Here is a 22009-nt window from a genome sequence, read left to right on the forward strand (position 1 = left end):
CCGGCTCACGCCGGGTCCCCGGCGGCCACGGGCCGGGCGGCGAGCCGCCATTCCAGCATCCCGTCGTGCAGCCGCACCGCCCGCCGCCCCCGCTCGGTCAGCAGCCGTACGGCGTCGTACGCGAGGACGCAGTAGGCGCCCCGGCAGTACACGACGATCTCCGTCTCCTCGGGCAGTTCGGCGATCCGCTCCGCCAGTTGGCCGACCGGCAGGGAACGGGCGCCGGGGATGTGCCCGGCCCGGTACTCCTCCACCGGGCGGACGTCCAGCAGCACCACCTCCCCGGCCGCCACCCGCGCCGCCAGCTCCGCATGGCCCATCTCGGCGGGGTCGTGCGCGCCGAGATACGCGTCCCGCGCCGCCGGTACCGCTGGCTGATGTGCCTCGGTGACCTTGCGCAGCAGCGCGAACAGCCTGGCCACGTCCTCGCCCGCGAGCCGGTAGTGGACCCGGACGCCCTCGCGGCGGGTGGCCACGAACCCGGCCTGCTTGAGGGTCTGGAGATGGGCCGAGGCGGTGGTGAGGTTCAGCCCGGCCGCCTTCGCCAGGGCGTCGACGGTCCGCTCGCCCTGGGCCAGCAGATCGAGCAGCTCCAGCCGTTTTCCGCTGGCCAGCGCCTTGCCCCCGGCGGCGAAGGCGTCGTAGAGGCGGGCTTTGCCGTCGGGGGGAGTGGAGGTGGGGGTGGGGGCGACGGTGGGCTCGGGCTCGGGTGGGGTGCCGGGGGTGGGGATGTCGGCCTCCAGGGGTGCGACTGGGTGGTGTCGGGGTCGTGCCGGGGTGGTGTCGCAGCCCATTATCCATATATCCATGGAGTATTGGAGAGAGGGAGGGCTCTCGCCGGTGGTCCCCTCGCCGGTGACCTGATCCCCTTGCCGGTGGTGGTCAGGTGACGGTCGGTGCCGGAGGTGTCCAGCGGCGGTGGGGTGGCAGGGCGTCCGAGACGCCGTAGTCCTTGCGGAGCTGTTCCGGGATGGCGTAGTGCATGACCCGGCCCCGGGTCAGCGAGGAGAGTTCGAACACCGTGGTGAGATGGCCGAGCCGGTCCAGTGCCCAGGCGCCGAACGGGGAGTGGTCCTCGATGGTCTCCAGTACGCCCAGCAGATGCGGAACGGCCCTGACGACCGTGTCCCACGCGGTGCGCGGCACCTCCAGCCAGTCGGCGCTGGTGTCGCCGACCAGATGGCGGATCAGCGCGGAGACGATCGGGTCGAAGAAGGTGCCGGGCACGACCTCCTCGTAGAGGTCGATGAGCTGGCGGGTGAGATGGGCGCCCTCGGGTGAGGGGCCCATGTGGCGGATCATGTAGAGGTCGAGGAACTGGCGGGCCTCGTCCAGGGTCCGGGGGACCGCGTCCTGGTCGACGCCGAGCATCGCGCCGACGACCCGCCAGGCGTAGTAGTACGCCTCCGCGCCGCTCTGGGACATATGGATGCCGAGCCGGTGCAGGCTGTCCAGCACCAGCATCGAGAAGAACATCTGGCCGCCGATCATGTCCTCCTGGCAGATCGGCGTGCCGAGCGCGGCGGTGTCCCAGACGCCCTCGCGGCGCAGATGGTGCCGGATGGAGGCGTGCAGCAGCCGTACCTTCTGCGCGGCCGGGATGAACCGGCTGCCCGCCTCGAACGCGCCGGGCTGCATCAGATAGACGGTGAACTGGCCCGTCTCCGCCATCCGCTTCGACGGGTACTTCAGCCCGTGCGTCGCCGACAGCAGCTTCGCCACATGCGGGACGACATAACAGGCGGGCATGGAGGCGAAGGACAGCGCGGTGGAGATGTGGACGTTGTTGTCGAGGAAGAAGAGCCGGGCCTTCTCCATCTCCGCCCAGTCCACCCAGGACGGCGGGGCGGCGGTCGCGGCGAGGTACTCCCGGGCGACGTCCGGCAGCCCGTCGGGCAGAGGGGAGCCGGTGGTGGAGACGTACCGCATGAGGGTGTTGAACGTGCCGACCTCGCCGCGTTCGAAGAGGGTGGCGACGGTGGCGTCGGCGAGTTCGTCGCCGGGGTGGCGCAGGGCGTCGAGGGCGGCGTCGGTGTAGCGGGGGCCGGGGGATGCGGGGGAGTCCGGGGTCATCGGGCGGCTCCTTGTCCTGGGCGGTGGCGGTGGGGGGAGTCGGGGGCTGGTCAGGACGTGCGGGACGTCGCCGAGCGGGCGAGGGAGGTCAGGGCGGCGGTGGCGGGCGCCGGGACGTCCAGGTCGTGCAGGGCGCCCAGCGACTGCTCGACGCGGACGGCGATCATGTCCTCGATCCGGTCGGGCGCCCCCAGCCGGACCATCAGCGCGCGGACGGTGTCCAGCGCCCCGGCGTCCAGGGTGCGGCGGCCCAGCAGGGCGTCCAGTTCCTCGCGTTCGGCGGCGTCGGCCAGGCGGCGGGTCTCGGCGAGCAGGGCGGTCGGGCGGTGACCGGAGAGATCGTCGGCGTTGGCCTTGCCGGTGTGCGCCGGGTCGCCGAACAGGCCCAGCAGATCGTCACGGAGCTGGAACGCCTCGCCGAGCGGCAGCGCGTACGCCGAGTAGCCCTCGCGGAGCCCGGGGCCCGCCCCGGCCAGCGTGCCGCCGATCAGCAGGGGCTGCTCGACGGTGTACTTGGCGGTCTTGTACCGGATCACCTTCAGGGACGCCTCGGTGTCCGCGCCGGTCCCGGTGCGCAGGATCTCCAGGCACTCGCCCGCGATCAGCTCCCGCGCCATCACCGTCCACAGCGGGCGGGCCCGCGCCAGATAGGCGGCGGGCAGTCCGCTGGCCGTGAACAACTGCCCGGCCAGCGCCATCAGCAGATCGCCCACCAGCATCGCCAGCGAACGGGCGGCGGCGTCGGCGCGCGGACGCCGCCGTACCGCGCCGCGCAGGGCGCGATGGGCGGTGGGCAGGCCGCGGCGCAGGGGGCTGTCGTCGATCAGGTCGTCGTGCACGACGGCGGCGGCGTGTACGAGTTCCATGGCGGCGGCGGCCCGCAGCAGTGCCTCGCTGTCCGGCTGCCCGACCGCGCGCCAGCCCCAGTAGCAGAACGCCGCGCGCAGCCGCTTGCCGTGCGCGACGGCCGCCTCGACCTGGGCGGCGACCGGTGCCAGCAGGGGATCGATCTCGGCGAACCGGTCGGCCTCCTTGGCGGTGAAGGCGTGCAGCACCGTGTCGACGCGGGCGCGGAAGGCGGTGGGGTCCCAGCGGTCAGGCATGGGCACCCGGCCGCCGGGACGCGGGGACGGTGGGGGTGGTGGTGGGGGTGGCGGGGACGGTGGGGGTGGTGGGGGTGGCGGAGGCGGTCGGCGACGGTGGTGCGGGTGCGGGTGCGGGTGCGGGTGCGGGTGCGGTGCCGGTGGTGTGGCGGGAGTGCTGGGCGAGGATCTCCAGGTGGGCCGGGGGTGCGGTGGCGTACCGGTCCAGGACCAGCCGTCCACGGGCCACGAGGTCCTGCTCGGCCTGCTCCGCGAGTTCCGCTCCGTCCGAGCGGCGCAGCAGGCCCCGTAACGTGCCGAGGGCCGTGCCGGCCGTGCTGAGCGCGAGGTCGGCGAGCCCGGCGGCCAGCAGAACCGCCTGCTGGTCCAGTGCCGGCCGCCGCGAGGTGGTGCGGTCCGTCATGTCGTCCCCCCACGGGTACGCGTCCGGGCGGCACCGGTCGTGCGCCGCCCCGCTCCGAGGATCGCGGCGGGGAGGTCGGGAGGGCGGGGGGAAATCACCAACGAGTGGTGTTTCGCTCGGCTGTGCGGATTTGTGCCGGGCGGGGTCGGCTGTCAGGACTGTCAGGACCGGCCTTGCCATAGCCTCTCTTCCGATATATCGTTGACGCATCGCGACTGAGTCAGTGATGTGACCAGTGAGGTAACGACAACCGCGATGAAGAAGACATGTACGACACACGAAAACGGAGTGATCGCAATGCACACGCATGGATATGAGCACGAGCACGGACGCCGCCGCGGCAAGGGCGGATTCGACGGCCGGCGTGCCGCTTTCGGGCCCTTCGGCCCCGGGGGCGGTCATGGCTTCGGCGGACAGGGTTTCGGAGGGCAGGGCTTCGGTCCCGGAGCCTGGGGAGGCCGCGGTCGCGGCGGCCCCAGGGGAAGGGCGCGGCGCGGCGATGTCCGGGCCTCGATCCTGGCCCTGCTGAAGGACCGGCCGATGCACGGCTACGAGATGATCCAGGAGATCGCCGAGCGCAGCGGCGGGGCGTGGAAGCCCAGCCCGGGTTCGGTGTACCCCACCCTTCAACTGCTGGAGGACGAGGGGCTGATCGCCAGCGCCAGTGAGGGCGGCAAGAAGCTGTTCTCGCTCACCGACGCCGGGCGGCAGGCCGCCGACGAGGGGCCGGACGCCCCGTGGGAGGAGGCCTCGCGCGGGGTCGACTGGGACACGCTGAACGAGATCCGGTCGGCCGGGTTCGGTCTGCTGGAGGCGTTCGGCCAGGTCTGGAAGACCGGCAACAAGGAGCAGCGGGACAAGGCGCTCGCCATCGTCAACGACGCGCGCAAGAAGCTGTATCTGATCCTCGCCGACGAGGACTGACAGGGGGACTGGCGGGAGGACCGGCAGTCGGCCTCGGCCTGGGCCTCAGCCTGGGCCTGGGTCATGGCTTCGGCCACGGCCACCGCCGTGGCCACGGCGGGGATCAGCCCACCCTGCGGATCTCCGCCGCGTCGAACAGGTCCCACGCGCGCGGGTGCGGTCCTTCGTCGTGGCAGTGCCAGGCTTCCCAGAACAGGTCGGCCAGCAGGGCGTCCACCGGGGCGTACACCCGGTAGACATAGTCCCTGCCGTCGACCGCCGGCAGCGCCACCAGCCAGCAATCGTCGTCCATGTCTGTGTCGGACGAGCGACACCGGGTGATGGTTGCGGGCGGGGCGTACCACGCACGTGCGTGCGCCCCTGTGCCGGATTCGGCGTGATCTCATCCGTAAGGAGGAGATTCCGCCCGGTGATGTCCCCTCTGCGTGGGACGCGAAGATGCTTCCCGCCGGGGATGACTTACGCCAAAGGGGCTGATGGGGTAGGGGATGTGCACCACCGAATCCCCCGTCAACCCGCCTCCGACCTGGACAGTGCCTCAGCCGCGGCCCCGCGCGCGGTCCATGGGGCCGGGCCCGGCGCGGAGTTGACGGCGGTGCTCGCGGGGGCCCGGCGACGGGCGGTCCGCGACGGGGACCGCCAGATCGACACCGCCCATCTGCTGCACTCCCTGCTGGAGGCCGACCCCGAGGTCCGCGCGGCCTGCGACGACGACGGCCCCCGGCTCGCCCGGCTGTTCGGCTATCTCGTGCAGCGGAGCATCGGCTACGGACTGCGCTGGCAGGGCACCGTCGAGGACTCCGGCGCCCTCCCCGTGGTGACCGTGGCCGACGGCTACTCCCCGCTCGCCGCCGCCGCGCTGGAACACGCTGGGGACCGCGCCGCCCGCCGGGGTCTGGACCGGCCCCGCGGGCTCGATCTGCTCGCCGGGCTCACCGCCGACCCGGAGGCCCGCGCCGTCGAGGTCCTCAGCCGCGCGGGTATCGACCATCACCAGCTCGTCCAGCGGCTGGAATCCGTCCAGGGCGGCTGAGCCGCTCCCCGGCGCGTACCGGGCGTCCCGTTGGGGGAGTTCCTGCCCGGCTCCCCCACTTCGCCGCCCCCGGTGCGCACCCGGTGTCCGTCCACGCGCTGAGACAGGTGTCATCGGGGGTGACGCTCATGTACTGCCCTGTCATCATGTGCCGGTGCGCACGACACAGAGCAGCCACGGCAGCCGTGGCAAGGGCGTCGGACTGGGCCTCGCCCTCGGTTCCGCCGTCGCCTTCGGCGGATCCGGCGTCGCGGCCAAGCCGCTGATCGAGGCGGGCCTCGACCCGCTGCACGTGGTGTGGCTGCGGGTCGCCGGGGCCGCCCTGGTGATGCTGCCGCTCGCCGTGCGCCACCGGGCCCTGCTGCGCCGCCGCCCCGCGCTGCTCGCCGGGTTCGGACTGCTCGCCGTGGCCGGGGTCCAGGCGTTCTACTTCGCCTCCATCTCGCGGATCCCGGTCGGCGTCGCCCTGCTCGTGGAGTACCTCGCGCCCGCGCTGGTGCTCGGCTGGGTGCGGTTCGTGCAGGGCCGGGCGGTGACCCGGGCCGCGGCGGTCGGGGTGGTGCTCGCGGTCGGCGGTCTGGCCTGTGTGGTGGAGGTCTGGGCCGGGCTGAGCTTCGACGCCGTGGGGCTGCTGCTCGCGCTCGGCGCCGCCTGCTGCCAGGTCGGCTACTTCGTCCTCGCCGACCAGGGCAGCGATTCCGGCGCCGACGCCCCCGACCCGCTCGGGGTGATCGCCTACGGACTGCTGATCGGCGCCGCCGTGCTCACCGTCGTCGCCCGCCCCTGGGGCATGGACTGGGGCGTTCTCACCGGCACCGCCGCCATGGACGGCGCCGCCGTCCCCGCCCTCGCCCTGCTCGGCTGGATCGTGCTGGTCGCCACGGTGATCGCGTACATCACCGGGGTGGTCTCGGTACGGCGGCTCTCCCCGCAGGTCGCCGGGGTGGTGGCGTGTCTGGAGGCGGTCATCGCCACCGGACTGGCCTGGGTGCTGCTCGGCGAGCATCTCTCCGCCCCGCAGATCATCGGCGGCGCGATCGTGCTGACCGGCGCGTTCATCGCCCAGTCCGCCACTCCGGCCAAGGGGTCCGGGGCGCGGCCCGTGGCCGGTGCGGGCGTGGAACGGGAGTTGTCGGCCCGTGGAACCGCGACGTAGGGTGTCGATCATGCATGCGAACGCACTCGTCCTTCCGCCGCCGGCCGCCTGAGGCGGGCCCTCCGGAACCCTCGCCCCGCGTGATGCGCCGGGCGTGACGGTGCTGCCCGCAGACGAAGTCCGCGGACCCCGCCCCAGCGGTGGTCCCTTCCCGAACTTCCGCGCCTCGGGCGCGACTGCGGAGAGAACGCGTGTCCATGCACCCTTCCCCTGCCGGGGATTCCCGTTCCCCTTCCCGTTCCCGTTCCGGGTTCACCTCCCGATTCCATTCCGGGTCTGATTCCGGTTCCGGGTCCGGGTCCGGTTCCGGGTTCGATTCAGTTTCCCCGGCGGGTTCCGTCGAGCACCGGGGCGGGCGGCCGTCCGTCGGGCGCGGGCTGCTCCGGCTGATGGTCGCCGGAGTGGCCTGGGGCACCGCCGGTGCCGCCGCCTCCCTCATCTACCGGACCAGCGACATGGGCTCCGTCGCCCTGTCCTTCTGGCGCTGTGCCGCCGGACTGGTCCTGCTGCTGGCCGTGCGCGTGCTGCGCCCTCGCCGCAGGCCGACGGCGGCGCCCGCCGTGCCCGAACCGCCGCGCCGCGCGGTGCTGCGCGCCGGAGCCGTCGGCCTCGCCCTCGCGGTGTTCCAGACCGCCTACTTCGCCGCCGTATCCGCCACCGGGCTCGCCGTCGCGACCGTCGTCACCCTCGGCGCCGGGCCCGTCCTGATGGCGCTCGGGGCCCGGCTGACCATGGGCGAACGGCTGGGGCGCGGCGGCGCGGTCGCGGTCGCCGGGGCGCTCGCCGGACTCGCGGTGCTGGTCCTCGGCGGCGGGGACACCTCCGTACGGCCCCCGGGTGTGGCGCTCGCGCTGGTGTCGGCGGCCGGATACAGCGCGATGACCCTGCTCACCCGCTGGTGGGGCCGCCACGGCGACACCGACTCCTCCCGTACGACGGTCCGGGCGTTCGGGGTGACGACCGTGCTGCTGCTGCCGTTCGCGCTCGTCGAGGGGCTGGTCCCGCAGACCGCCGACCCGGTCCGGCTGGTCTGGCTGATCGTCTACATCGCGGCCGTCCCGACCGCCCTCGCCTACGCGCTGTACTTCGCCGGAGCGGCCGTCGTCCGGTCCGCCACGGTGTCGGTGGTCATGCTGCTGGAGCCGGTCAGCGCGGCGTTCCTCGCGGTCGTCCTGCTCGGCGAGCACCTCACGGCGGCGACCGTCGCCGGCACCCTGCTGATGCTGGGCTCGGTGGCGGGCCTGGCGTGGGCGGAGACGCGGGGGAGCGGGGCCGTGGTCAGGGGGTGAACGGGCAGGGGGCGCGGTCCCGGGGTGCTCCTGGGGTGGGGTGGACGGTGTGGCACCCGGGGGTGGCGCGGGTGGTGCGGGCGGTGTGCCTGGGCGGGGCGGAGTGGGGGTGCCCCGGGTGGGGTGTGCGGTGCGCCTGGGTGGGGCCGCGTGGGGTGCCCCGGGTGGGTGGGCGGTGGTGTCGCACCCGGGGGCGGGGCAGGGTGGGCCGTGTCCCCGGGTGGGTGGTGTCCCCGGACGGGGTGGGGCGGCGTGGGTGGTGTGCTCGGGGCGGCGGGCCCGTCTCACCGAGGGGCCGCCAGATAGTCCGGCAGGGCCGTGCCGGGGGCGAGGTCGGCGTCCGGGAGCGGGGCGCCGTAGCCCTTGTGCACCGGGACCACCCCGGCCCAGTGGGGGAGGTCGAGGTCCTCGGGGTCGTCGTTCACCCCGCCCGTGCGGAGCTTGGCGGAGACCTGGTCGAGGTCGAGGCGGATGACGGCGGTCGCGGCCAGTTCCTTGCGGTTGGCGGGCCGGGAGTCGGCGGCGCGGCCCGGTACGACATGGTCCACCAGGGCGTCCAGGGCCGCGCGCTTCTCGTCGGGGTCGGTGACGTCATGGGCGATGCCGTGCACCACCACCGAGCGGTAGTTGATGGAGTGGTGGAAGGCGGAGCGGGCCAGGACCAGGCCGTCGACATGCGTGACCGTGAGACAGACCGGGAGCCCCGGGTCGGCCTTGCCGGTCATGCGCAGCGGACGCGAACCGGTCGAGCCGTGGACGTAGAGCCGCTCGCCGACCCGGCCGTAGAGCGTGGGCAGCACGACCGGGGCGCCGTCGCGGACGAAGCCGAGATGGCAGACATACCCCTCGTCGAGGATCGCGTGGACCATCTCCTTGTCGTACCGGGCGCGGTCGGCGGAGCGGGTGGGGACCGTGCGGTCGGTGGGGGTGTAGCCGGTGGCGGTGCCCGGCGTGGTCGGGGCCGTCCCCGGCGTGCTCGTTCCCTGCGTGCTCGTTCCCGGCGTGGCCGGCATGGCGGCTGACATGGCGCTCCTCATTGCACTAGTGCATAATAGGGTTTGTGCTAGTAGAGTACGCAGAATATCCGATCAGTGGACGGGGCGCAGCGGAGATTTCCGCGAGCGTGGAGCGCGCGGTGGCGGCGGGCGAACTGCGGCCGGGGCAGTCGCTGCCGCCGATGCGGGAGCTGGCCGGGCTCCTGGGGGTGAACCCCAACACCGTCGCCGCCGCCTACCGGGTCCTGCGCGAGCGCGGGGTCATCGAGACCGCCGGGCGGCGCGGCAGCCGGGTCCGGGCGAAACCGGCCACGACCGGGCGCGAGCAGATCCGGGTGGACGTCCCGGACGGCGTGCGGGACATGGCCGCGGGCAACCCCGACCCCGCCCTGCTGCCCGCCCTCGCCGGGGTCTTCGCCGAGGCCGCCGCCCAGGCCGACCGCGACCCGGTGCTGTACGGCGCCGACCCCGAGGAACCCGACCTGGTCCGCCGGGCCCGCGCCGACCTGGACGCCGACGGCGTTCCCGCCGGGCCCGTCGCCGTCGCCTCCGGCTCACTGGACGCCATCGAGCGCGTCCTCGCCGCCCATCTGAAACCCGGCGACACGGTCGCCGTCGAGGACCCCGGCTGGGGCAGCCTCCTCGATCTGATCCCGGCCCTGGGCCTGCGCACGGTCCCGGTCGGCGTCGACGACGACGGACCCCTGCCCGACGACGTACGCGCCGCCCTCGGCGCCGGGGCCCACGCCCTGATCGTCACCGACCGCGCCCAGAACCCGACCGGCGCGGCCCTCGCCGCCGACCGCGCCCGCGCCCTGCGCGAGATCCTCGCGGCCCACCCCGGGACCCTGCTGATCGAGGACGACCACGGCCACCGCATCGTCGACCTGCCGCTCCACCCGCTGGCCGGGACCACCCGCTCCTGGGCGTTCGTCCGCTCGGCCGCCAAGGCGTACGGCCCCGATCTGCGCCTCGCCGTCCTCACCGGCGACGCCGTCACCCTCGACCGGGTGCGCGGACGCCAGCGCCTCGGTCCCGGCTGGGTCAGCCGGCTCACCCAGCGGGCGGTGGCGCGGCTGTGGAGCAGCGGCGCGGTGGACACCCGGGCGGTCGCGGCGGTCTACGCCGAGCGCCGCGACGCGCTGATCAGCGCTCTCGCCGAGCGCGGCGTCCCGGCGTACGGGCGCAGCGGGCTCAATGTCTGGGTGCCGGTGCCCGATGAGACCGGGGTGGTGGCGCGGCTGCTGCACGCGGGGTGGGCGGTGGCTCCCGGGGCCCGGTTCCGGATGTCGGCTCCGCCGGGGGTGCGGGTCACGGTCGCGGCGTTGATGCCGGGGGAGGCGCCTGGGCTGGCGGAGGTGATCGCCCTTGCGGTCAGGCCCGGGGTGGGGCGCCATTCGGGGTAGGGCGGGGGGTGTGTGATGGGGGTGGGGGTGGGGATGCGGGAGTGATTGCGGCTGCGGGTGTGTTGTGGCTGGTCGCGCAGTTCCCCGCGCCCCTGAGGGGCGTGTCCCGGTCCGGCGTTCGGATGGGGGTGCGGGGCCGGGGTCGGGGTGCGGGGCGGGTCTCGGCTCAGTGCTCGGACGGGGGGCGTGTCCCGGCCCGGCGTTCGGATCGGGGGCGCATCTGCGTCAGTGCCGCCCCCGCCATCACGATCACCGCCCCCACCGGCGTCGACCAGCTCAATGACTCGCCGAGCACCAGCACGCCCGCCCCGGTCGCGACGACCGGGATGAAGTACGTGACCAACTGACCCGTCGTCGGCCCGACCTCCGCCACCAGCCCGTACTGCACCAGCACCGCGAACCCCGTACCGATCGCCCCCAGCACCACGATCGCCAGCACCGGCACCGGATGGAACCCGTCCGGCGCCGAGGTGAACAGCGGCGTCACCAACGCCAGTTGCGCGGTCGCCACCGCCAACTGGGCCCCGGTGAGCGAGAGATGCGACGCGCCGGACCCGGCCAGCGTGCGCCGGACGTAGATCCAGCCGACCGCGTAGCTCAGCGAGGCCAGCAGCGCCAGCGCCGTCCCCGTGACGTCCAGCCCGCTGAAGCCCTGCCACGCCCCGAGCACGGTCAGCACCCCGAGGAAGCCGATGCCGAGCCCGGCGACCCGGACCCGCGTCGGCCGGTCCTCGGAGAGCGCCACCAACGACAACGCCATGCCCCACAGCGGCGAGGTGGCGTTGCAGATACCGGCCAGGGTGGACGGGATGGTCAGCTCGGCGTACGCGAAGAGCGAGAACGGCAGGGCGTTCAGCAGCAGGGCGGCGACCGTCAGATGCGCCCAGGTGCGGGCCCCGCGCGGCAGCCGCTCCCGCTTCACGGCCATCGCCACCGCCAGCACCGCCGTACCGAACACCAGTCGGCCGAGGGTGACCTGGAACGGGGCGTAGCCCTCCGTCCCCACCTTGATCAGCAGAAAGCTGAAGCCCCAGACCAGGGACAGCGCGGCGAAACGCAGCCGCCAGTCCAGTCGGCGGCGGGCCGGGGTCGGGGTCGGGATCGGGGTCGAGATCGGGGTCGGGTGAACCTTCGCGGCAGGGATGGCGGTGGTGCGGGCGGCGGTGGTCATGGTGACCACGATGGCTCCGGACAACCTCGTAGCACAATCGAAATCTCATGCTCTGTATCTCGTAGCAGTGCTTAATTGTGCGTAGGCTGGAGGCATGCTGAATCTCGAACGGCTGCGGACCCTCGACGCGCTCGCCCGGCACGGCTCCGTCAGCGGCGCCGCCGAAGCGTTGCACATCACGACCTCGGCCGTCTCCCAGCAGATGGCCAAGCTGGAGCGGGAGGTCGGGCAGCAGCTTCTCGCCAAGCACGGCCGGGGGGTCCGGCTCACGGACGCCGGGCGGCTGCTCGCCGAGCACGCGGCCCGCATCCTGTCCCAGGTGCAGCTCGCCCAGTCCGATCTGGAGGCCCAGCGGGGGCAGGTGGTGGGGGAGCTGCGGCTGTCCGCGTTCCCGACCGCCGCGCGCGGGCTGTTCCCGCTCGCCCTGTCCGCGCTGCGCGCCGAGCACCCCGGACTGCGGCTGCGCTCCTGCGAACTGGAGCCCGAGGGCGGGATCCGCGCTGTGGTCCGCGGTGACCTCGATCTCGCGGTGGTCCTCGACTGGTACAACAAGCCGCTGCCGCTGCCCGACGGACTGGTCAAGGCGCCCATCCTGGACGACCCGGCGGACGTGGCGCTCCCGGCGGACCATCCGCTGGCCGACCGGGACGAGGTGGACCTCGCCGAGTTCCCCGACGACGAGTGGATCACCTGGGGGGAGGGAGAGTTCTGCCATGAGTGGCTGGTCTTCACCCTGCGCTCACGCGGGGTCGAGCCGATCCTCGGCCATCGCGCCGCCGAGACCCATACCCAGCTCGGCCTGGTCTCCGCCGGCCTCGGCGTCTGCATCGCCCCGCTGCTCGGCCGCGACCCGATGCCGCACGGCGTCGTCACCGTCCCGCTCAGACAGCGGATCACCCGCCATGTCTACGTCGTCTGGCGCGCCGACGCCGACCGCCGTCCCTCGATCCGGGCGGCCGTGCGGGCGCTGCGCGCGGCGGGCGAGAAGATCGGCGCGTCCGTCACCCCACCACCCGCCCCCGGCGCCACCCGCACCCCGCCTGCCCCATAGCCCCAGTTTCCGGAAGTCCCACGAGCGGATCGCGTCCGGCGCCGGACGCGCCCACGCGTGCCGGCCGTCGTGCGGCAGCTCGTCCCCGCCGAAGTGCTCCGCCGCGAACATCCGCTCCACGCCGACGAGTTCCGCCCCCGCCGGTCCACCCGTCCGGGGCGCCTCGCCCACGAACTCCGCCCGCCCGCTCAGCTCCCCGTACCCGTGCCCGGAGTCCACCGCCCCGGCACGCGGCCAAGAGGGGCAGCCATGGCGGCGCAGGCGCAGGACCGGAACCGGCGCGCGGAACCGCCCGACCCGGCGGCCACCGTGCTCCTCACCGTCGAGTGCCAGCGGGCCGTGGTCGGGCCGGACAGCGCCCTGCCCGAACTCGCCGCGCAGGCCCGCGCCTCCGGCGCCCTCACCCGGATCGCCCGGCTGGTCGCCGCCGCGCACGCGACCGGCGTCCAGAGGTCGTGCACGCCCTCGCCGAACGCCGCCCCGACGGCCGTGCCGCCGCCAACCGCAAGGCCCCGCCGATCGAGGTCACCGAGGAGGACATCGTCGTACGACGGCTACTGCACGGGCTGTCACCCGTCCATGGGCACCGGACTGGACGCGCTGCTGCGGAATCTGGGCTGCCGGACACTGATCGTCACCAGGGTGTCCGCCAATGTGGCGATCCCCAACGCCGTGTTCGACGCGGTGAACCGGGGCCATCGCGTCGTCGCCCCGGCGGACGCCGTCGCCGGGGTGCCCGCCGACTACGTGCCCGCGATGATCCGGCACACCCTCGCCCTGGTCGCCACGGTCACGACCACCGACGAGATCCTGAGCCGCCTCGGGCACCGCCGCTGACCGGGGCCGTCCCGTGTCAGACCAGCCGGATCTCGTCGCCCTCCACGCTGATCCGCGTCTCCGGCAGCGGCTGGGTCGCCGGGCCCTGCCGCACACTGCCGTCGGCGGCCGAGAAATGGCTCTGATGACAGGGGCAGACGATCACCCCGTCCGTCACGTCCTTCACCGCGCAGCCCTGATGGGTGCACTTGGACGAGAACGCCTTGAACTCCCCCGCCGCCGGCTGGGTCACCACCACGCCCTGGTCGGCGAAGACCTTGCCGCCGCCCTCGGGGATCTCCGACGTCAGGCCCAGCGGGGTACCGCCCCCGCCGCCGCTCTCGGCCGGGGCGCTGCCGCCCGGTGACGCCGCGTCCTCGGTCGCCGCGCCGGACGCCGACCCGGAGTCGTCCCCGGAGCCGCACGCGGTCAGCGCCACGGCGAGCCCGGTCGCCCCGGCCGCGGCCATGACCGTACGGCGGGCGGGCCGGAGGGGAGGGGCGGTGCGGTGTGCGGTGCGGTGCAGGGATTCGCTGGGCATCCTGACGTTCCTTTCCAGGGGCGTTGTGTGATCTTCCGGATCTGCGCAGATCTACTTGATTCTGTGGAGACGCATGCGGATCTATGGAGATGTATTCGGATCTATTCGGGCCTATTCGGATCTTCCCGGGTCCGCGAGGTTTCCGCGATCTCAATCCTCAGTACGAACGGCACGCGGGACGAGTTCACCGGCCCACGGATCTTCACCCGATCGAGACGCGGACGGTCCGGGGCGGCCCGGGGTGGCCGTGAACGCCCCAGTAACCTGGGGCGATGCTCAAGGACGTCACCGCCACCCGCTACATCACGCCCCTGCGTGAGGGCGGCTCCCTGCCCGGTCTGGTCGAGGCCGACGACTTCGGGACCTACGTCCTGAAGTTCCGCGGCGCCGGGCAGGGCCGCAAGACGCTGGTCGCCGAGGTGGTCTGCGGTGAACTGGCCCGCAGGCTCGGGCTCCGGGTGCCCCGGCTGGTGACCGTGGCGCTGGACGCCGTACTCGGGCTCGGCGAGCCGGACCCCGAAGTGCAGGAACTGCTCAAGGGCAGTGGTGGCACCAACCTCGGCATGGACTTCCTCTCCGGTGCCGTCGGCTTCGATCCGCTCGCCTTCGAGGTGAGCGCCGCCGAGGCGGGCCGGGTCGTCTGGTTCGACGCGCTCGTCAACAACGTCGACCGCTCCTGGCGCAACCCCAACCTCCTGATGTGGCGCGGCGACCTGTGGCTCATCGATCACGGCGCCACGATGATCTGGCACCACAACTGGCCCGGCGCCGAAGCCTCCGCCGCCCGCCCCTACGACGCCGCCGACCACGCCCTGCGGTCCTTCGCCCCCGACGTCGGGGCCGCCGCGGAGCGGCTCGCGCCGCTCGTCACCGAGGAACTGCTCTCCGAGGTCACCGCCGCCGTCCCGGACGCCTGGCTGACCGGCGAACCCGGCTTCGACACCCCGGACGACCTGCGCCGCGCCTACGCCCGGCCTCTGCTGGCCCGCGCCGCGACCGTCCATGAGCGCATCGGCGGACTGGAGGGCACGCGGTGAGCGGGCAGTTGATCAATGTGGCCGGTGCCATGACCGAGCGTCACATCACCCGCGCGGGCCAGGGCGGCGACCGGGACGTCTACGAGTACGCCCTGCTGCGGGTCGTCCCGCGCCTGGAACGCGGCGAGTGCGTCAACGCGGGTGTCCTGCTCTACTGCCGGGCGCGGGGGTACCTGGGGGCGCTCACCCACCTCGACGAGGCCCGCCTCCTCGCCCTCGACCCGGCGGCCGACGTACCCGGCGTGCGGGCCGCGCTCCGCGCGGTGGAGGGGGTGTGCGCGGGCGGCGGGGCCGCGGGCCAGGCGGGCCACGACGACGCCGGCCGCCGTTTCCGCTGGCTGGTCGCGCCGCGTTCGACGGTGGTGCAGCCGGGGCCGGTGCACACGGGCCTGACCCGGGACCCGGAGGGGGAGACACGGCGGCTGCTGGATCTGCTGGTGCAGTGAGGGGCGCGGGGGTGCGGGCATCCCGGGTGCGGGAATCCGGGGCCGGGCACCCCGGGGTCCGGGAATCCGGTGCGGGAAACCCGGGTGCGGGAAACCCGGGGCCGGGCACTTCAGGTTCGGGAGCCCTGGGTTCGGGAGCCCCCAGGTCCGGTAAACCCGGGTCCGCGCACCCCGGGTCCGGGAAACCCAGGTGCAGGCACCCCGTGTCCCGGAAAGCCCGGTCCGCGCAACCCTGGGTCCGGGCGCCCCGGGTGCGGCCACCCCAGGTCTGGGAAGCCCAGGTGCGGAAGCCCCGTGTCCGGGAATCCGGGTCCGCGCACCTCTGGGGCCGGGCCACCCCCTGTCCGCGCACCCCGGGCCCGCCCTTGGGCCCGCGCACCTCAGGTCCGGAAGCCCCTGGTCCCGCGCACCCCGGGTCCGGAAGCCCCAGGGTCCGCGCACCCCGGCCCCGCGCACCCCGGCCCCGCGCACCCCGGCCCCGCGCACCCCGGCCCCGCGCACCCCGGCCCGGCGCCCCGGCCCGGAGGGCAGCCCCGGCCCGGTGAGGGATCACATGGATCACGTCGATCACATCCACCCCGCGCCCCGTTGACACCAGGTGCCCGGGCTTCTAGCGTCACGTTCTGCCGAAGGTACTAAGCGGTCGCTCACCTCTAGGGTCGGGTCGGTCGCGGGAGCCGCATCCCCGAGGGCGAGGAGTAGCCGCCATGTCCACCACCGAGCAGCGCGTCGCGATCGTCACCGGAGGGGCCCGCGGCATCGGTGCCGCCACCGCCGTACGGCTGGCCGCCGAGGGCCGGGCCGTCGCCGTGCTCGATCTCGACGAGGCCGCCTGCGCGGACACCGTGGAGAGCATCACCGCGGCGGGCGGCACCGCGCTCGCGGTCGGCTGCGATGTCGCCGACGAGGAACGGGTCGAGGCGGCGGTCGCGCGGATCGCCGGAGAACTGGGCGCGCCCACGGTCCTGGTGAACAACGCGGGGGTGCTCCGCGACAACCTGCTGTTCAAGATGAGCGTCTCCGACTGGGACACCGTCATGAACGTCCATCTGCGCGGTGCCTTCCTGATGTCCCGCGCCTGCCAGAAGCACATGGTCGACGCCGGGTTCGGCCGGATCGTCAACCTCTCCTCGTCCTCCGCGCTCGGCAACCGCGGCCAGGTCAACTACTCCGCCGCCAAGGCCGGTCTCCAGGGCCTCACCAAGACGCTCGCCAAGGAACTGGGCAAGTTCGGCATCACCGCCAACGCGGTCGCCCCCGGCTTCATCGCCACCGACATGACCGCCGCCACCGCCGAGCGCGTCGGCATGGGCTTCGAGGACTTCAAGGCCGCCGCCGCCACCATGATCCCGGTCCAGCGCGTGGGCGAGCCCGACGACATCGCCAACGCCATCGCCTTCTTCACCGGCGACGCCGCCGGCTTCGTCTCCGGCCAGGTCCTGTACGTGGCGGGCGGACCCCTCGACTGAGACCCCGGCGGCCCCCCGGGACTCTGGAAGGACAGGACAGGACAGGACAGGAAAGGACACGGACATGACGGAACTCCCGCCGCTCTCCGGCCGGGTCGCGCTGATCACCGGCGCCAGCCGGGGCATCGGCCACGGCGTCGCCGAGGCGCTGGTCGCGCGCGGTGACCGGGTCTGCATCACCGGCCGCAACGAGGACGCCCTCCAGGAGGCCGTCGAACGGCTCGGCGCGGACCGGGTCATCGGCGTCCCGGGCAAGGCCCATGACGAGGCCCATCAGACGGCCGCCGTGGAGCGGGTGATGGAGGCGTTCGGCCGGGTCGACTTCCTGGTCAACAACGCCGGTACCAACCCGGTCTTCGGCCCGCTCGCCGACCTCGACCTGGGCGTGGCCCGCAAGGTGTTCGAGACCAATGTGGTCTCGGCCCTCGGCTTCGCCCAGAAGACCTGGCACGCCTGGCAGCGGGAGAACGGCGGCGCCATCGTCAACATCGCCTCCATCGCCGGTCTCGCCCCGTCGCCGTTCATCGGCGCGTACGGCGTCAGCAAGGCCGCGATGATCAACCTGACCGTGCAACTGGCGCACGAGTTCGCCCCGAAGGTGCGGGTCAACGCCATCGCCCCGGCGGTGGTGAAGACCAGGTTCGCCCAGGCGCTGTACGAGGGGCGCGAGGAGGAGGCCGCCGCGGCCTATCCGCTGGGCCGGCTCGGCGTCCCCTCCGACATCGGGGGCGCCGCCGCGTTCCTCACCTCCGACCAGTCGGACTGGGTGACCGGCCAGACCCTGGCCGTCGACGGAGGGCTCTTCCTCAACGCCGGGGTGGGCTGAGGCGGTCGTCGTGACGGAGGGCTCGTTTCCGACGCCGGGGTGGGCCGGGGCAGTCCTCGTGAGGGAGGGCTCGTCCTCGGTGTCGGGGCGGGCCGAGGCAGTCGTGACGGAGGGTGTTCGAGTGGCCGGTTCGGGGTGGCCCTCCGCCCGGGTGGCCGGAGCCCGCCCTTGCTGTGTATTCCCTGTGCATGTGCCGTGCCCGCCGGGTGTCCGAAAGGGAGATTTCCGATGTCCAACCGGGCGTCAGGGGCGCGCTTTTCGGCCATGACAACGTAATCATTCCCGAGTTGATCCATCGGCTCGTTCAAGCGCGGTTCACAAGGCTTTGGGCTGCGGTAGGGTCTGCCAACCCTTGGCATGGCAGATCGAGGAGCGAGCGCGTGTTCAACCGGAACCGATGCCTGCGGCCAGTCGCCGCCATCGCGTCCATATCCCTGGCGGCCGGATGCGGAGTGTTGTCGGACAACGGGTCCGACGACAGCCGGCCGATCGTGGTGGGGACGACGAGCGCGCCCAGCACGCTTGATCCGGCCGCCTCCTGGGACGGCTCCTGGGAGCTGTACCGGAACATCTACCAGACCCTGCTGAGCTACCCCAACGGAGCGACCACCCCGCAGCCCGACGCCGCCAAGAGCTGCGAGTTCACCGACTCCTCCAACACGGCCTACCGCTGCACCCTGCGCGACGGCCTCACTTTCTCCGACGGGCACAAGCTCGACGCGCAGGCGGTCAAGCACTCGTTCGACCGGATCCTGAAGATCGATGTCGCCGGCGGCCCCGCCGGGCTCCTCGGCAGTCTCGAACAGGTCGACACCGAGGGCGACAACCAGGTGCTGTTCCGCCTGAAGACCTCCGACGCCACCTTCCCGTTCGTCCTGGCCACCCCGGCCATGTCGATCGTGGACCCCGAGCACTACCCGGCGGACGCCCTGCGCGAGGGCACCTCCGTCACCGGTTCCGGCCCCTACAGCCTCGCCTCGTACACCGAGAACAGCGAGGCCGAACTGGTCCGCAACGAGAGCTACAAGGGCTTCGCCGACCGCCGCAACAGCGCCGTGACCATCCGCTACTTCCAGGACTCCGGCGAGATGGTCAAGGCCCTCAAGGCCAAGCGGATCGACCTCACCTACCGGGGTCTCGCCGCCAACGACATCGTCGACCTCCAGAGCACCGACCCCGACTCCGGGCTCCAGCTCGTGGAGGGCGCCGGGACGGACATCTCCTATCTGGTGTTCAACCCCAAGGACCCGACGGCCGCCGAGCCCGCCGTCCGCAAGGCCGTCGCCCAGGTGGTCGACCGCGCCTCCATCGCGCACAACATCTACAAGGACACCGTCGAGCCGCTGTACTCCATGGTCCCCAAGGGCCTCACCGGACACACCACCGGCTTCTTCGACGACTACGGCGACCCCGACGCCGACAAGGCCCGCGAACTGCTCACCGAGGCCGGGATCACCACCCCGGTGAAGCTCACCTTCTGGTACACCACGGACCGCTACGGCTCCGAGACCGCCGTCCTCTTCAAGGAGCTGAAGCGGCAGCTCGAAGAGTCCGGCCTGTTCGAGATCACCCTGAAGAGCCGCCCCTGGAAGACCTATGTCGAGGGCTACCAGAAGGGCGAGTACCCGGTCTTCGGCCGCGGCTGGTTCCCGGACTTCCCCGACGCCGAGAACTTCATCGCCCCCTTCGTCGGCGACCAGAACGCCCTGGGCACGCCCTATCCGGCCGAGGAGATCACCACCGTCCTGCTGCCCCGCTCGCGCCGCGAGAGCGACCGCGCCCAGGTGGTGAAGGACTTCGAGGATGCCCAGCAGATCCTGGTGGACGACGCCCGGCTGCTGCCGCTGTGGCAGGGCAAGCAGTACATCGCCGCCAGCGAGGAGATCTCCGGCGGGGAGCAGGCCCTCGACCCGTCGACGATCATGATGGTGTGGACGCTGTCCCGGAAGACGAGCTGGTAGCCCCGGTTCTCCCTCCCGTCGGCTCCCCCCGTCGGCTCTCCCCCCGCCGGTCCTCCCCCTGACCAGCCCCCGGCCTTCCCTGGGGGGCCGGTTGTCAGTGGCCGCCTGTAGGTTCTGGAACCAGGATCCGAGGACCACCGGATCACCGGACCCTCCGACCGACCGGCGGGCCGGTGCCTCGAAGTGACATACAGCGTAAGGAAGTTGACGTGACCGACATCGCCATGCTGCCCGAGTCCTGGCGCGGAGTCCTGGGCGACGAGCTCCAGCAGCCCTACTTCAAGGAGCTGACGGACTTCGTGGAGGAGGAGCGGGCGAACGGCCCCGTCTACCCGCCCCGCGAGGAGGTCTTCGCCGCCCTCGACGCCACGCCCTACGACCAGGTGAAGGTCCTGATCCTCGGCCAGGACCCGTACCACGGCGAGGGCCAGGGCCACGGCCTGTGCTTCTCGGTGCGCCCGGGGGTGCGGATCCCGCCGTCCCTGCGCAACATCTACAAGGAGATGCACGCGGAGCTGGGCACCCCGATCCCGGACAACGGCTATCTGATGCCCTGGGCGACCCAGGGTGTGCTGCTGCTCAACGCGGTGCTCACGGTCCGCTCCGGCGAGGCCAACTCCCACAAGGGCAAGGGCTGGGAGAAGTTCACCGACGCGGTGATCCGCGCGGTCGCCGACCGGCCCGACCCGGCGGTCTTCGTGCTGTGGGGCAACTACGCCCAGAAGAAGCTGCCGCTGATCGACGAGAACCGGCATGTCGTGGTCAAGGGCGCCCATCCCTCCCCGCTCTCCGCGAAGAAGTTCTTCGGCTCCCGCCCCTTCACCCAGATCGACGAGGCTGTGGCCCGCCAGGGCCACACCGCGATCGACTGGACGATCCCCGACCTCGGCTGAGCCGCCCGCCGGGCCGGTCCCGTCCCCCCCGTCCCGTACGGGTCGGCCGGGCCTGCCTCAGCGTGATCGCCCCCGGTGGCGGCTAGCGTCGGTGCCGGACAGTCGGTGAGCGCGCGGAGGCCGTGATGACGGAGCGACAGCAGCAGTCGGTGCCGGACGCCGTACTGACCCGGATCGGGCAGGGCGTCATGCTCCACCACGCGGGCGACCGCGAGGAGGCCCGGGACCGGCTGCTGCGGCTGTGGACCGAGACCGGTGAGCACGGCGACCCCCTGCACCGCTGCACCCTCGCCCATTACCTCGCCGACACCCAGGACGACCCGGCCGACGAACTCGCCTGGGACCTCAGGGCGCTGGCCGCGGCCGAGGAACTCACCGCACTGCACCCCGCCGACCACGAGAGCGCCGTCGCGGTCCGGGCGTTCTACCCCGCCCTGCATCTGAACCTGGCCGCCGACTATCTGAAACTGGACCGCGCCGACGCCGCCCGCAGCCATGCGGCCCGTGCCCGTCACGCCTGCTCCCGGCTGCCCGACGACGGCCACGGCCTCGGGCTCCGCACCACCCTCGGCCGCCTGGAGGCCCGGCTCGCCGAACTGGGCGGGGGGTTGGGCGGGGAACTGGGAGAAGGGCGGGGCGGGGGATCAGAGAGGGAACCCGGTGACGCCCCGGAGGGGGAACCCGGTGACGACCGGGACGGGAGACCCGGTGACGACCCGGACGGGAGACCCGGAGGGGACGGCCGCCCGTACCGGTGATGACCCTGGCCGCGCCTCGGCTGGCGGCCGGAGCCGGGGGCTTCACCGCCCGTTCGTCTGCTCGCAGATCCGTGACTCGGGGCTGTCCGGGTCCCAGCCGCCGTACCGCCGCCCCAGCGCGCAGACATCGGTCTGGCGGCGGACGTCCTTGCCGATGGCGTCGGCGAGGTCGGGCAGGGCGGTCGGTCTGCGCGACGGCCGGGGCGCCGGGGCCGGTGTGCGCGGGCGGGGCGTGGCGCGCGGGGTCTTCGGCCCGGGTACCGGAGCCCTGGTGGACGGGGGCGGTACGGCGGGGCGTGCGGCCGGGGCCGTCCGCCGGCCGGCGTGCGGCCGGGCCGGGCCGATCAGCTCCAGCGCCTCTCGGGCCGGGGCCTGCACGATCTGCGGCCCCGAGCTGCCGTCCGGCTCCGGCACCGGGGGCCGTACCGGTGTCGCCACCGGGGCGGGCGCGGCCGGGGGGTGGACCGTCGTACAGCCGGTGAGGGCCGAGACGGCCACGGTGACCAGGAGCGTGGCGGTGGTCGTCGTTCGATGCACCCGGGCCACTCTGCTGGCTCGGGCCCGGTTCCCGGCACCGGACAGGCGCGGGATGACCCGCACGGGTGATCCCGGGGCCCGACCGGCGGGGTCCCCCCCCGAGGTGGCCCCCGGCGGTGCC

At 73.3% G+C, this 22009-nt stretch carries 22 protein-coding genes and 2 pseudogenes; 14 read left to right on the plus strand and 10 right to left on the minus strand.

What is annotated here, in order from left to right; all coding sequences use genetic code 11:
* Positions 1-5: 5 nt before the first annotated feature.
* The 4 genes and pseudogenes from AB0O01_RS28325 to AB0O01_RS28340 all read right to left on the minus strand — a co-directional run.
* A complete protein-coding gene (locus AB0O01_RS28325) occupies positions 6-809 on the minus strand; it encodes a metalloregulator ArsR/SmtB family transcription factor (protein WP_365317685.1) in 804 nt (267 codons plus the stop codon).
* A 73-nt stretch (positions 810-882) separates the two neighbouring features.
* On the minus strand, positions 883-2073 hold the full coding sequence (locus tag AB0O01_RS28330; protein ID WP_365317686.1) for an oxygenase MpaB family protein: 1191 nt from the start codon (positions 2071-2073) through the stop codon (positions 883-885).
* A 50-nt stretch (positions 2074-2123) separates the two neighbouring features.
* Complete coding sequence (locus AB0O01_RS28335; protein ID WP_365317688.1) at positions 2124-3176, minus strand: polyprenyl synthetase family protein; 1053 nt, start codon at positions 3174-3176, stop codon at positions 2124-2126.
* 154 nt (positions 3177-3330) lie between these two features.
* Positions 3331-3579, minus strand: a pseudogene (locus AB0O01_RS28340) (polyprenyl synthetase); the annotation flags it as partial.
* 297 nt (positions 3580-3876) lie between these two features.
* Between AB0O01_RS28340 and AB0O01_RS28345 the strand changes: the two are divergent.
* Positions 3877-4503 carry a PadR family transcriptional regulator gene (locus tag AB0O01_RS28345; protein ID WP_365317690.1) on the plus strand — a complete coding sequence of 209 codons (627 nt, stop codon included), beginning with the start codon at positions 3877-3879 and terminating at the stop codon, positions 4501-4503.
* Positions 4504-4606: 103 nt separating this feature from the next.
* Here AB0O01_RS28345 and AB0O01_RS28350 read toward each other — a convergent pair whose 3' ends face one another.
* Entirely contained in the window at positions 4607-4795 is a 189-nt protein-coding gene (locus AB0O01_RS28350; protein WP_365317692.1) for a hypothetical protein, read from the minus strand.
* 162 nt (positions 4796-4957) lie between these two features.
* Between AB0O01_RS28350 and AB0O01_RS28355 the strand changes: the two genes are divergently transcribed.
* The 3 genes from AB0O01_RS28355 to AB0O01_RS28365 all read left to right on the plus strand — a co-directional run bounded on the left by AB0O01_RS28355 (position 4958) and on the right by AB0O01_RS28365 (position 7981).
* The gene (locus AB0O01_RS28355; protein ID WP_365317694.1) at positions 4958-5536 is read left to right on the plus strand and encodes a Clp protease N-terminal domain-containing protein; all 579 of its coding nucleotides are present in this window, start codon (positions 4958-4960) and stop codon (positions 5534-5536) included.
* A 148-nt stretch (positions 5537-5684) separates the two neighbouring features.
* Positions 5685-6692, plus strand: coding sequence for an EamA family transporter (locus AB0O01_RS28360; RefSeq protein ID WP_365317695.1), 1008 nt, complete (start codon positions 5685-5687; stop codon positions 6690-6692).
* 377 nt (positions 6693-7069) lie between these two features.
* Positions 7070-7981, plus strand: coding sequence for an EamA family transporter (locus tag AB0O01_RS28365; RefSeq protein ID WP_365318008.1), 912 nt, complete (start codon positions 7070-7072; stop codon positions 7979-7981).
* A gap of 284 nt (positions 7982-8265) precedes the next feature.
* Here the strand turns inward: AB0O01_RS28365 and AB0O01_RS28370 are convergent, their stop codons facing one another.
* Complete coding sequence (locus AB0O01_RS28370) at positions 8266-8994, minus strand: pyridoxamine 5'-phosphate oxidase family protein (RefSeq protein ID WP_365318010.1); 729 nt, start codon at positions 8992-8994, stop codon at positions 8266-8268.
* A 47-nt stretch (positions 8995-9041) separates the two neighbouring features.
* Here AB0O01_RS28370 and AB0O01_RS28375 point away from each other — a divergent pair, with 47 nt between their 5' ends.
* Positions 9042-10382 (plus strand): aminotransferase class I/II-fold pyridoxal phosphate-dependent enzyme, encoded by a 1341-nt coding sequence (locus tag AB0O01_RS28375; protein WP_365317697.1) that lies wholly within the window; start codon positions 9042-9044, stop codon positions 10380-10382.
* Between the two features lie 166 nt (positions 10383-10548).
* Here the strand turns inward: AB0O01_RS28375 and AB0O01_RS28380 are convergent, their stop codons facing one another.
* On the minus strand, positions 10549-11553 hold the full coding sequence (locus tag AB0O01_RS28380; RefSeq protein WP_365317699.1) for a DMT family transporter: 1005 nt from the start codon (positions 11551-11553) through the stop codon (positions 10549-10551).
* Between the two features lie 94 nt (positions 11554-11647).
* On the opposite strand from AB0O01_RS28380, the gene AB0O01_RS28385 reads away from it, so the two are divergent.
* Entirely contained in the window at positions 11648-12604 is a 957-nt protein-coding gene (locus tag AB0O01_RS28385) for a LysR family transcriptional regulator (protein ID WP_365317701.1), read from the plus strand.
* A 3-nt stretch (positions 12605-12607) separates the two neighbouring features.
* Here the strand turns inward: AB0O01_RS28385 and AB0O01_RS28390 are convergent.
* A pseudogene (locus tag AB0O01_RS28390) lies at positions 12608-12838 on the minus strand (pyridoxamine 5'-phosphate oxidase family protein); the annotation flags it as partial.
* Between the two features lie 15 nt (positions 12839-12853).
* On the opposite strand from AB0O01_RS28390, the gene AB0O01_RS28395 reads away from it, so the two are divergent.
* Positions 12854-13441 carry an isochorismatase family protein gene (locus AB0O01_RS28395; protein WP_365317703.1) on the plus strand — a complete coding sequence of 196 codons (588 nt, stop codon included), beginning with the start codon at positions 12854-12856 and terminating at the stop codon, positions 13439-13441.
* A gap of 16 nt (positions 13442-13457) precedes the next feature.
* Here the strand turns inward: AB0O01_RS28395 and AB0O01_RS28400 are convergent, their stop codons facing one another.
* The gene (locus AB0O01_RS28400; protein ID WP_365317704.1) at positions 13458-13961 is read right to left on the minus strand and encodes a Rieske 2Fe-2S domain-containing protein; all 504 of its coding nucleotides are present in this window, start codon (positions 13959-13961) and stop codon (positions 13458-13460) included.
* A gap of 272 nt (positions 13962-14233) precedes the next feature.
* On the opposite strand from AB0O01_RS28400, the gene AB0O01_RS28405 reads away from it, so the two are divergent.
* From AB0O01_RS28405 to AB0O01_RS28435, 7 genes are all read left to right on the plus strand, one after another.
* Positions 14234-14998, plus strand: coding sequence for a HipA family kinase (locus tag AB0O01_RS28405; RefSeq protein WP_365317706.1), 765 nt, complete (start codon positions 14234-14236; stop codon positions 14996-14998).
* A 29-nt stretch (positions 14999-15027) separates the two neighbouring features.
* Positions 15028-15444: a DUF3037 domain-containing protein gene (locus AB0O01_RS28410; protein ID WP_365318011.1), complete on the plus strand. Its 417-nt coding sequence runs from the start codon at positions 15028-15030 to the stop codon at positions 15442-15444.
* 707 nt (positions 15445-16151) lie between these two features.
* A complete protein-coding gene (gene fabG / locus AB0O01_RS28415) occupies positions 16152-16913 on the plus strand; it encodes a 3-oxoacyl-ACP reductase FabG (protein WP_365317708.1) in 762 nt (253 codons plus the stop codon).
* Positions 16914-16977: 64 nt separating this feature from the next.
* Entirely contained in the window at positions 16978-17739 is a 762-nt protein-coding gene (locus AB0O01_RS28420) for an SDR family oxidoreductase (RefSeq protein WP_365317711.1), read from the plus strand.
* A 380-nt stretch (positions 17740-18119) separates the two neighbouring features.
* On the plus strand, positions 18120-19700 hold the full coding sequence (locus tag AB0O01_RS28425; RefSeq protein WP_365317713.1) for an ABC transporter substrate-binding protein: 1581 nt from the start codon (positions 18120-18122) through the stop codon (positions 19698-19700).
* A 209-nt stretch (positions 19701-19909) separates the two neighbouring features.
* Positions 19910-20593, plus strand: coding sequence for a uracil-DNA glycosylase (gene ung / locus AB0O01_RS28430; RefSeq protein ID WP_365317715.1), 684 nt, complete (start codon positions 19910-19912; stop codon positions 20591-20593).
* A 125-nt stretch (positions 20594-20718) separates the two neighbouring features.
* Positions 20719-21351 carry a hypothetical protein gene (locus tag AB0O01_RS28435; protein ID WP_365317717.1) on the plus strand — a complete coding sequence of 211 codons (633 nt, stop codon included), beginning with the start codon at positions 20719-20721 and terminating at the stop codon, positions 21349-21351.
* 42 nt (positions 21352-21393) lie between these two features.
* Here AB0O01_RS28435 and AB0O01_RS28440 read toward each other — a convergent pair whose 3' ends face one another.
* Positions 21394-21888 (minus strand): hypothetical protein, encoded by a 495-nt coding sequence (locus tag AB0O01_RS28440; RefSeq protein ID WP_365317719.1) that lies wholly within the window; start codon positions 21886-21888, stop codon positions 21394-21396.
* Between the last annotated feature and the right edge of the window lie 121 nt (positions 21889-22009).

This window comes from Streptomyces sp. NPDC093252 (genome assembly GCF_040683675.1).
Taxonomy (GTDB): Bacteria; Actinomycetota; Actinomycetes; order Streptomycetales; family Streptomycetaceae; genus Streptomyces.

What these genes read in the sequence shown, in the direction of transcription:
- AB0O01_RS28410 (WP_365318011.1), top strand. Translation starts at nt 15,028, where the DNA reads ATGACCGAGCGTCACATCACCCGCGCGGGCCAGGGCGGCGACCGGGAC.
- AB0O01_RS28405 (WP_365317706.1), top strand. Translation starts at nt 14,234, where the DNA reads ATGCTCAAGGACGTCACCGCCACCCGCTACATCACGCCCCTGCGTGAG.
- AB0O01_RS28370 (WP_365318010.1), bottom strand. Translation starts at nt 8,994, where the DNA reads ATGCCGGCCACGCCGGGAACGAGCACGCAGGGAACGAGCACGCCGGGG.
- AB0O01_RS28380 (WP_365317699.1), bottom strand. Translation starts at nt 11,553, where the DNA reads ATGACCACCGCCGCCCGCACCACCGCCATCCCTGCCGCGAAGGTTCAC.
- fabG (WP_365317708.1), top strand. Translation starts at nt 16,152, where the DNA reads ATGTCCACCACCGAGCAGCGCGTCGCGATCGTCACCGGAGGGGCCCGC.
- AB0O01_RS28400 (WP_365317704.1), bottom strand. Translation starts at nt 13,961, where the DNA reads ATGCCCAGCGAATCCCTGCACCGCACCGCACACCGCACCGCCCCTCCC.
- AB0O01_RS28345 (WP_365317690.1), top strand. Translation starts at nt 3,877, where the DNA reads ATGCACACGCATGGATATGAGCACGAGCACGGACGCCGCCGCGGCAAG.
- AB0O01_RS28355 (WP_365317694.1), top strand. Translation starts at nt 4,958, where the DNA reads ATGACTTACGCCAAAGGGGCTGATGGGGTAGGGGATGTGCACCACCGA.
- AB0O01_RS28420 (WP_365317711.1), top strand. Translation starts at nt 16,978, where the DNA reads ATGACGGAACTCCCGCCGCTCTCCGGCCGGGTCGCGCTGATCACCGGC.
- AB0O01_RS28335 (WP_365317688.1), bottom strand. Translation starts at nt 3,176, where the DNA reads ATGCCTGACCGCTGGGACCCCACCGCCTTCCGCGCCCGCGTCGACACG.
- AB0O01_RS28325 (WP_365317685.1), bottom strand. Translation starts at nt 809, where the DNA reads ATGGATATATGGATAATGGGCTGCGACACCACCCCGGCACGACCCCGA.
- AB0O01_RS28350 (WP_365317692.1), bottom strand. Translation starts at nt 4,795, where the DNA reads ATGGACGACGATTGCTGGCTGGTGGCGCTGCCGGCGGTCGACGGCAGG.
- AB0O01_RS28385 (WP_365317701.1), top strand. Translation starts at nt 11,648, where the DNA reads ATGCTGAATCTCGAACGGCTGCGGACCCTCGACGCGCTCGCCCGGCAC.
- AB0O01_RS28435 (WP_365317717.1), top strand. Translation starts at nt 20,719, where the DNA reads ATGACGGAGCGACAGCAGCAGTCGGTGCCGGACGCCGTACTGACCCGG.
- AB0O01_RS28395 (WP_365317703.1), top strand. Translation starts at nt 12,854, where the DNA reads ATGGCGGCGCAGGCGCAGGACCGGAACCGGCGCGCGGAACCGCCCGAC.
- AB0O01_RS28330 (WP_365317686.1), bottom strand. Translation starts at nt 2,073, where the DNA reads ATGACCCCGGACTCCCCCGCATCCCCCGGCCCCCGCTACACCGACGCC.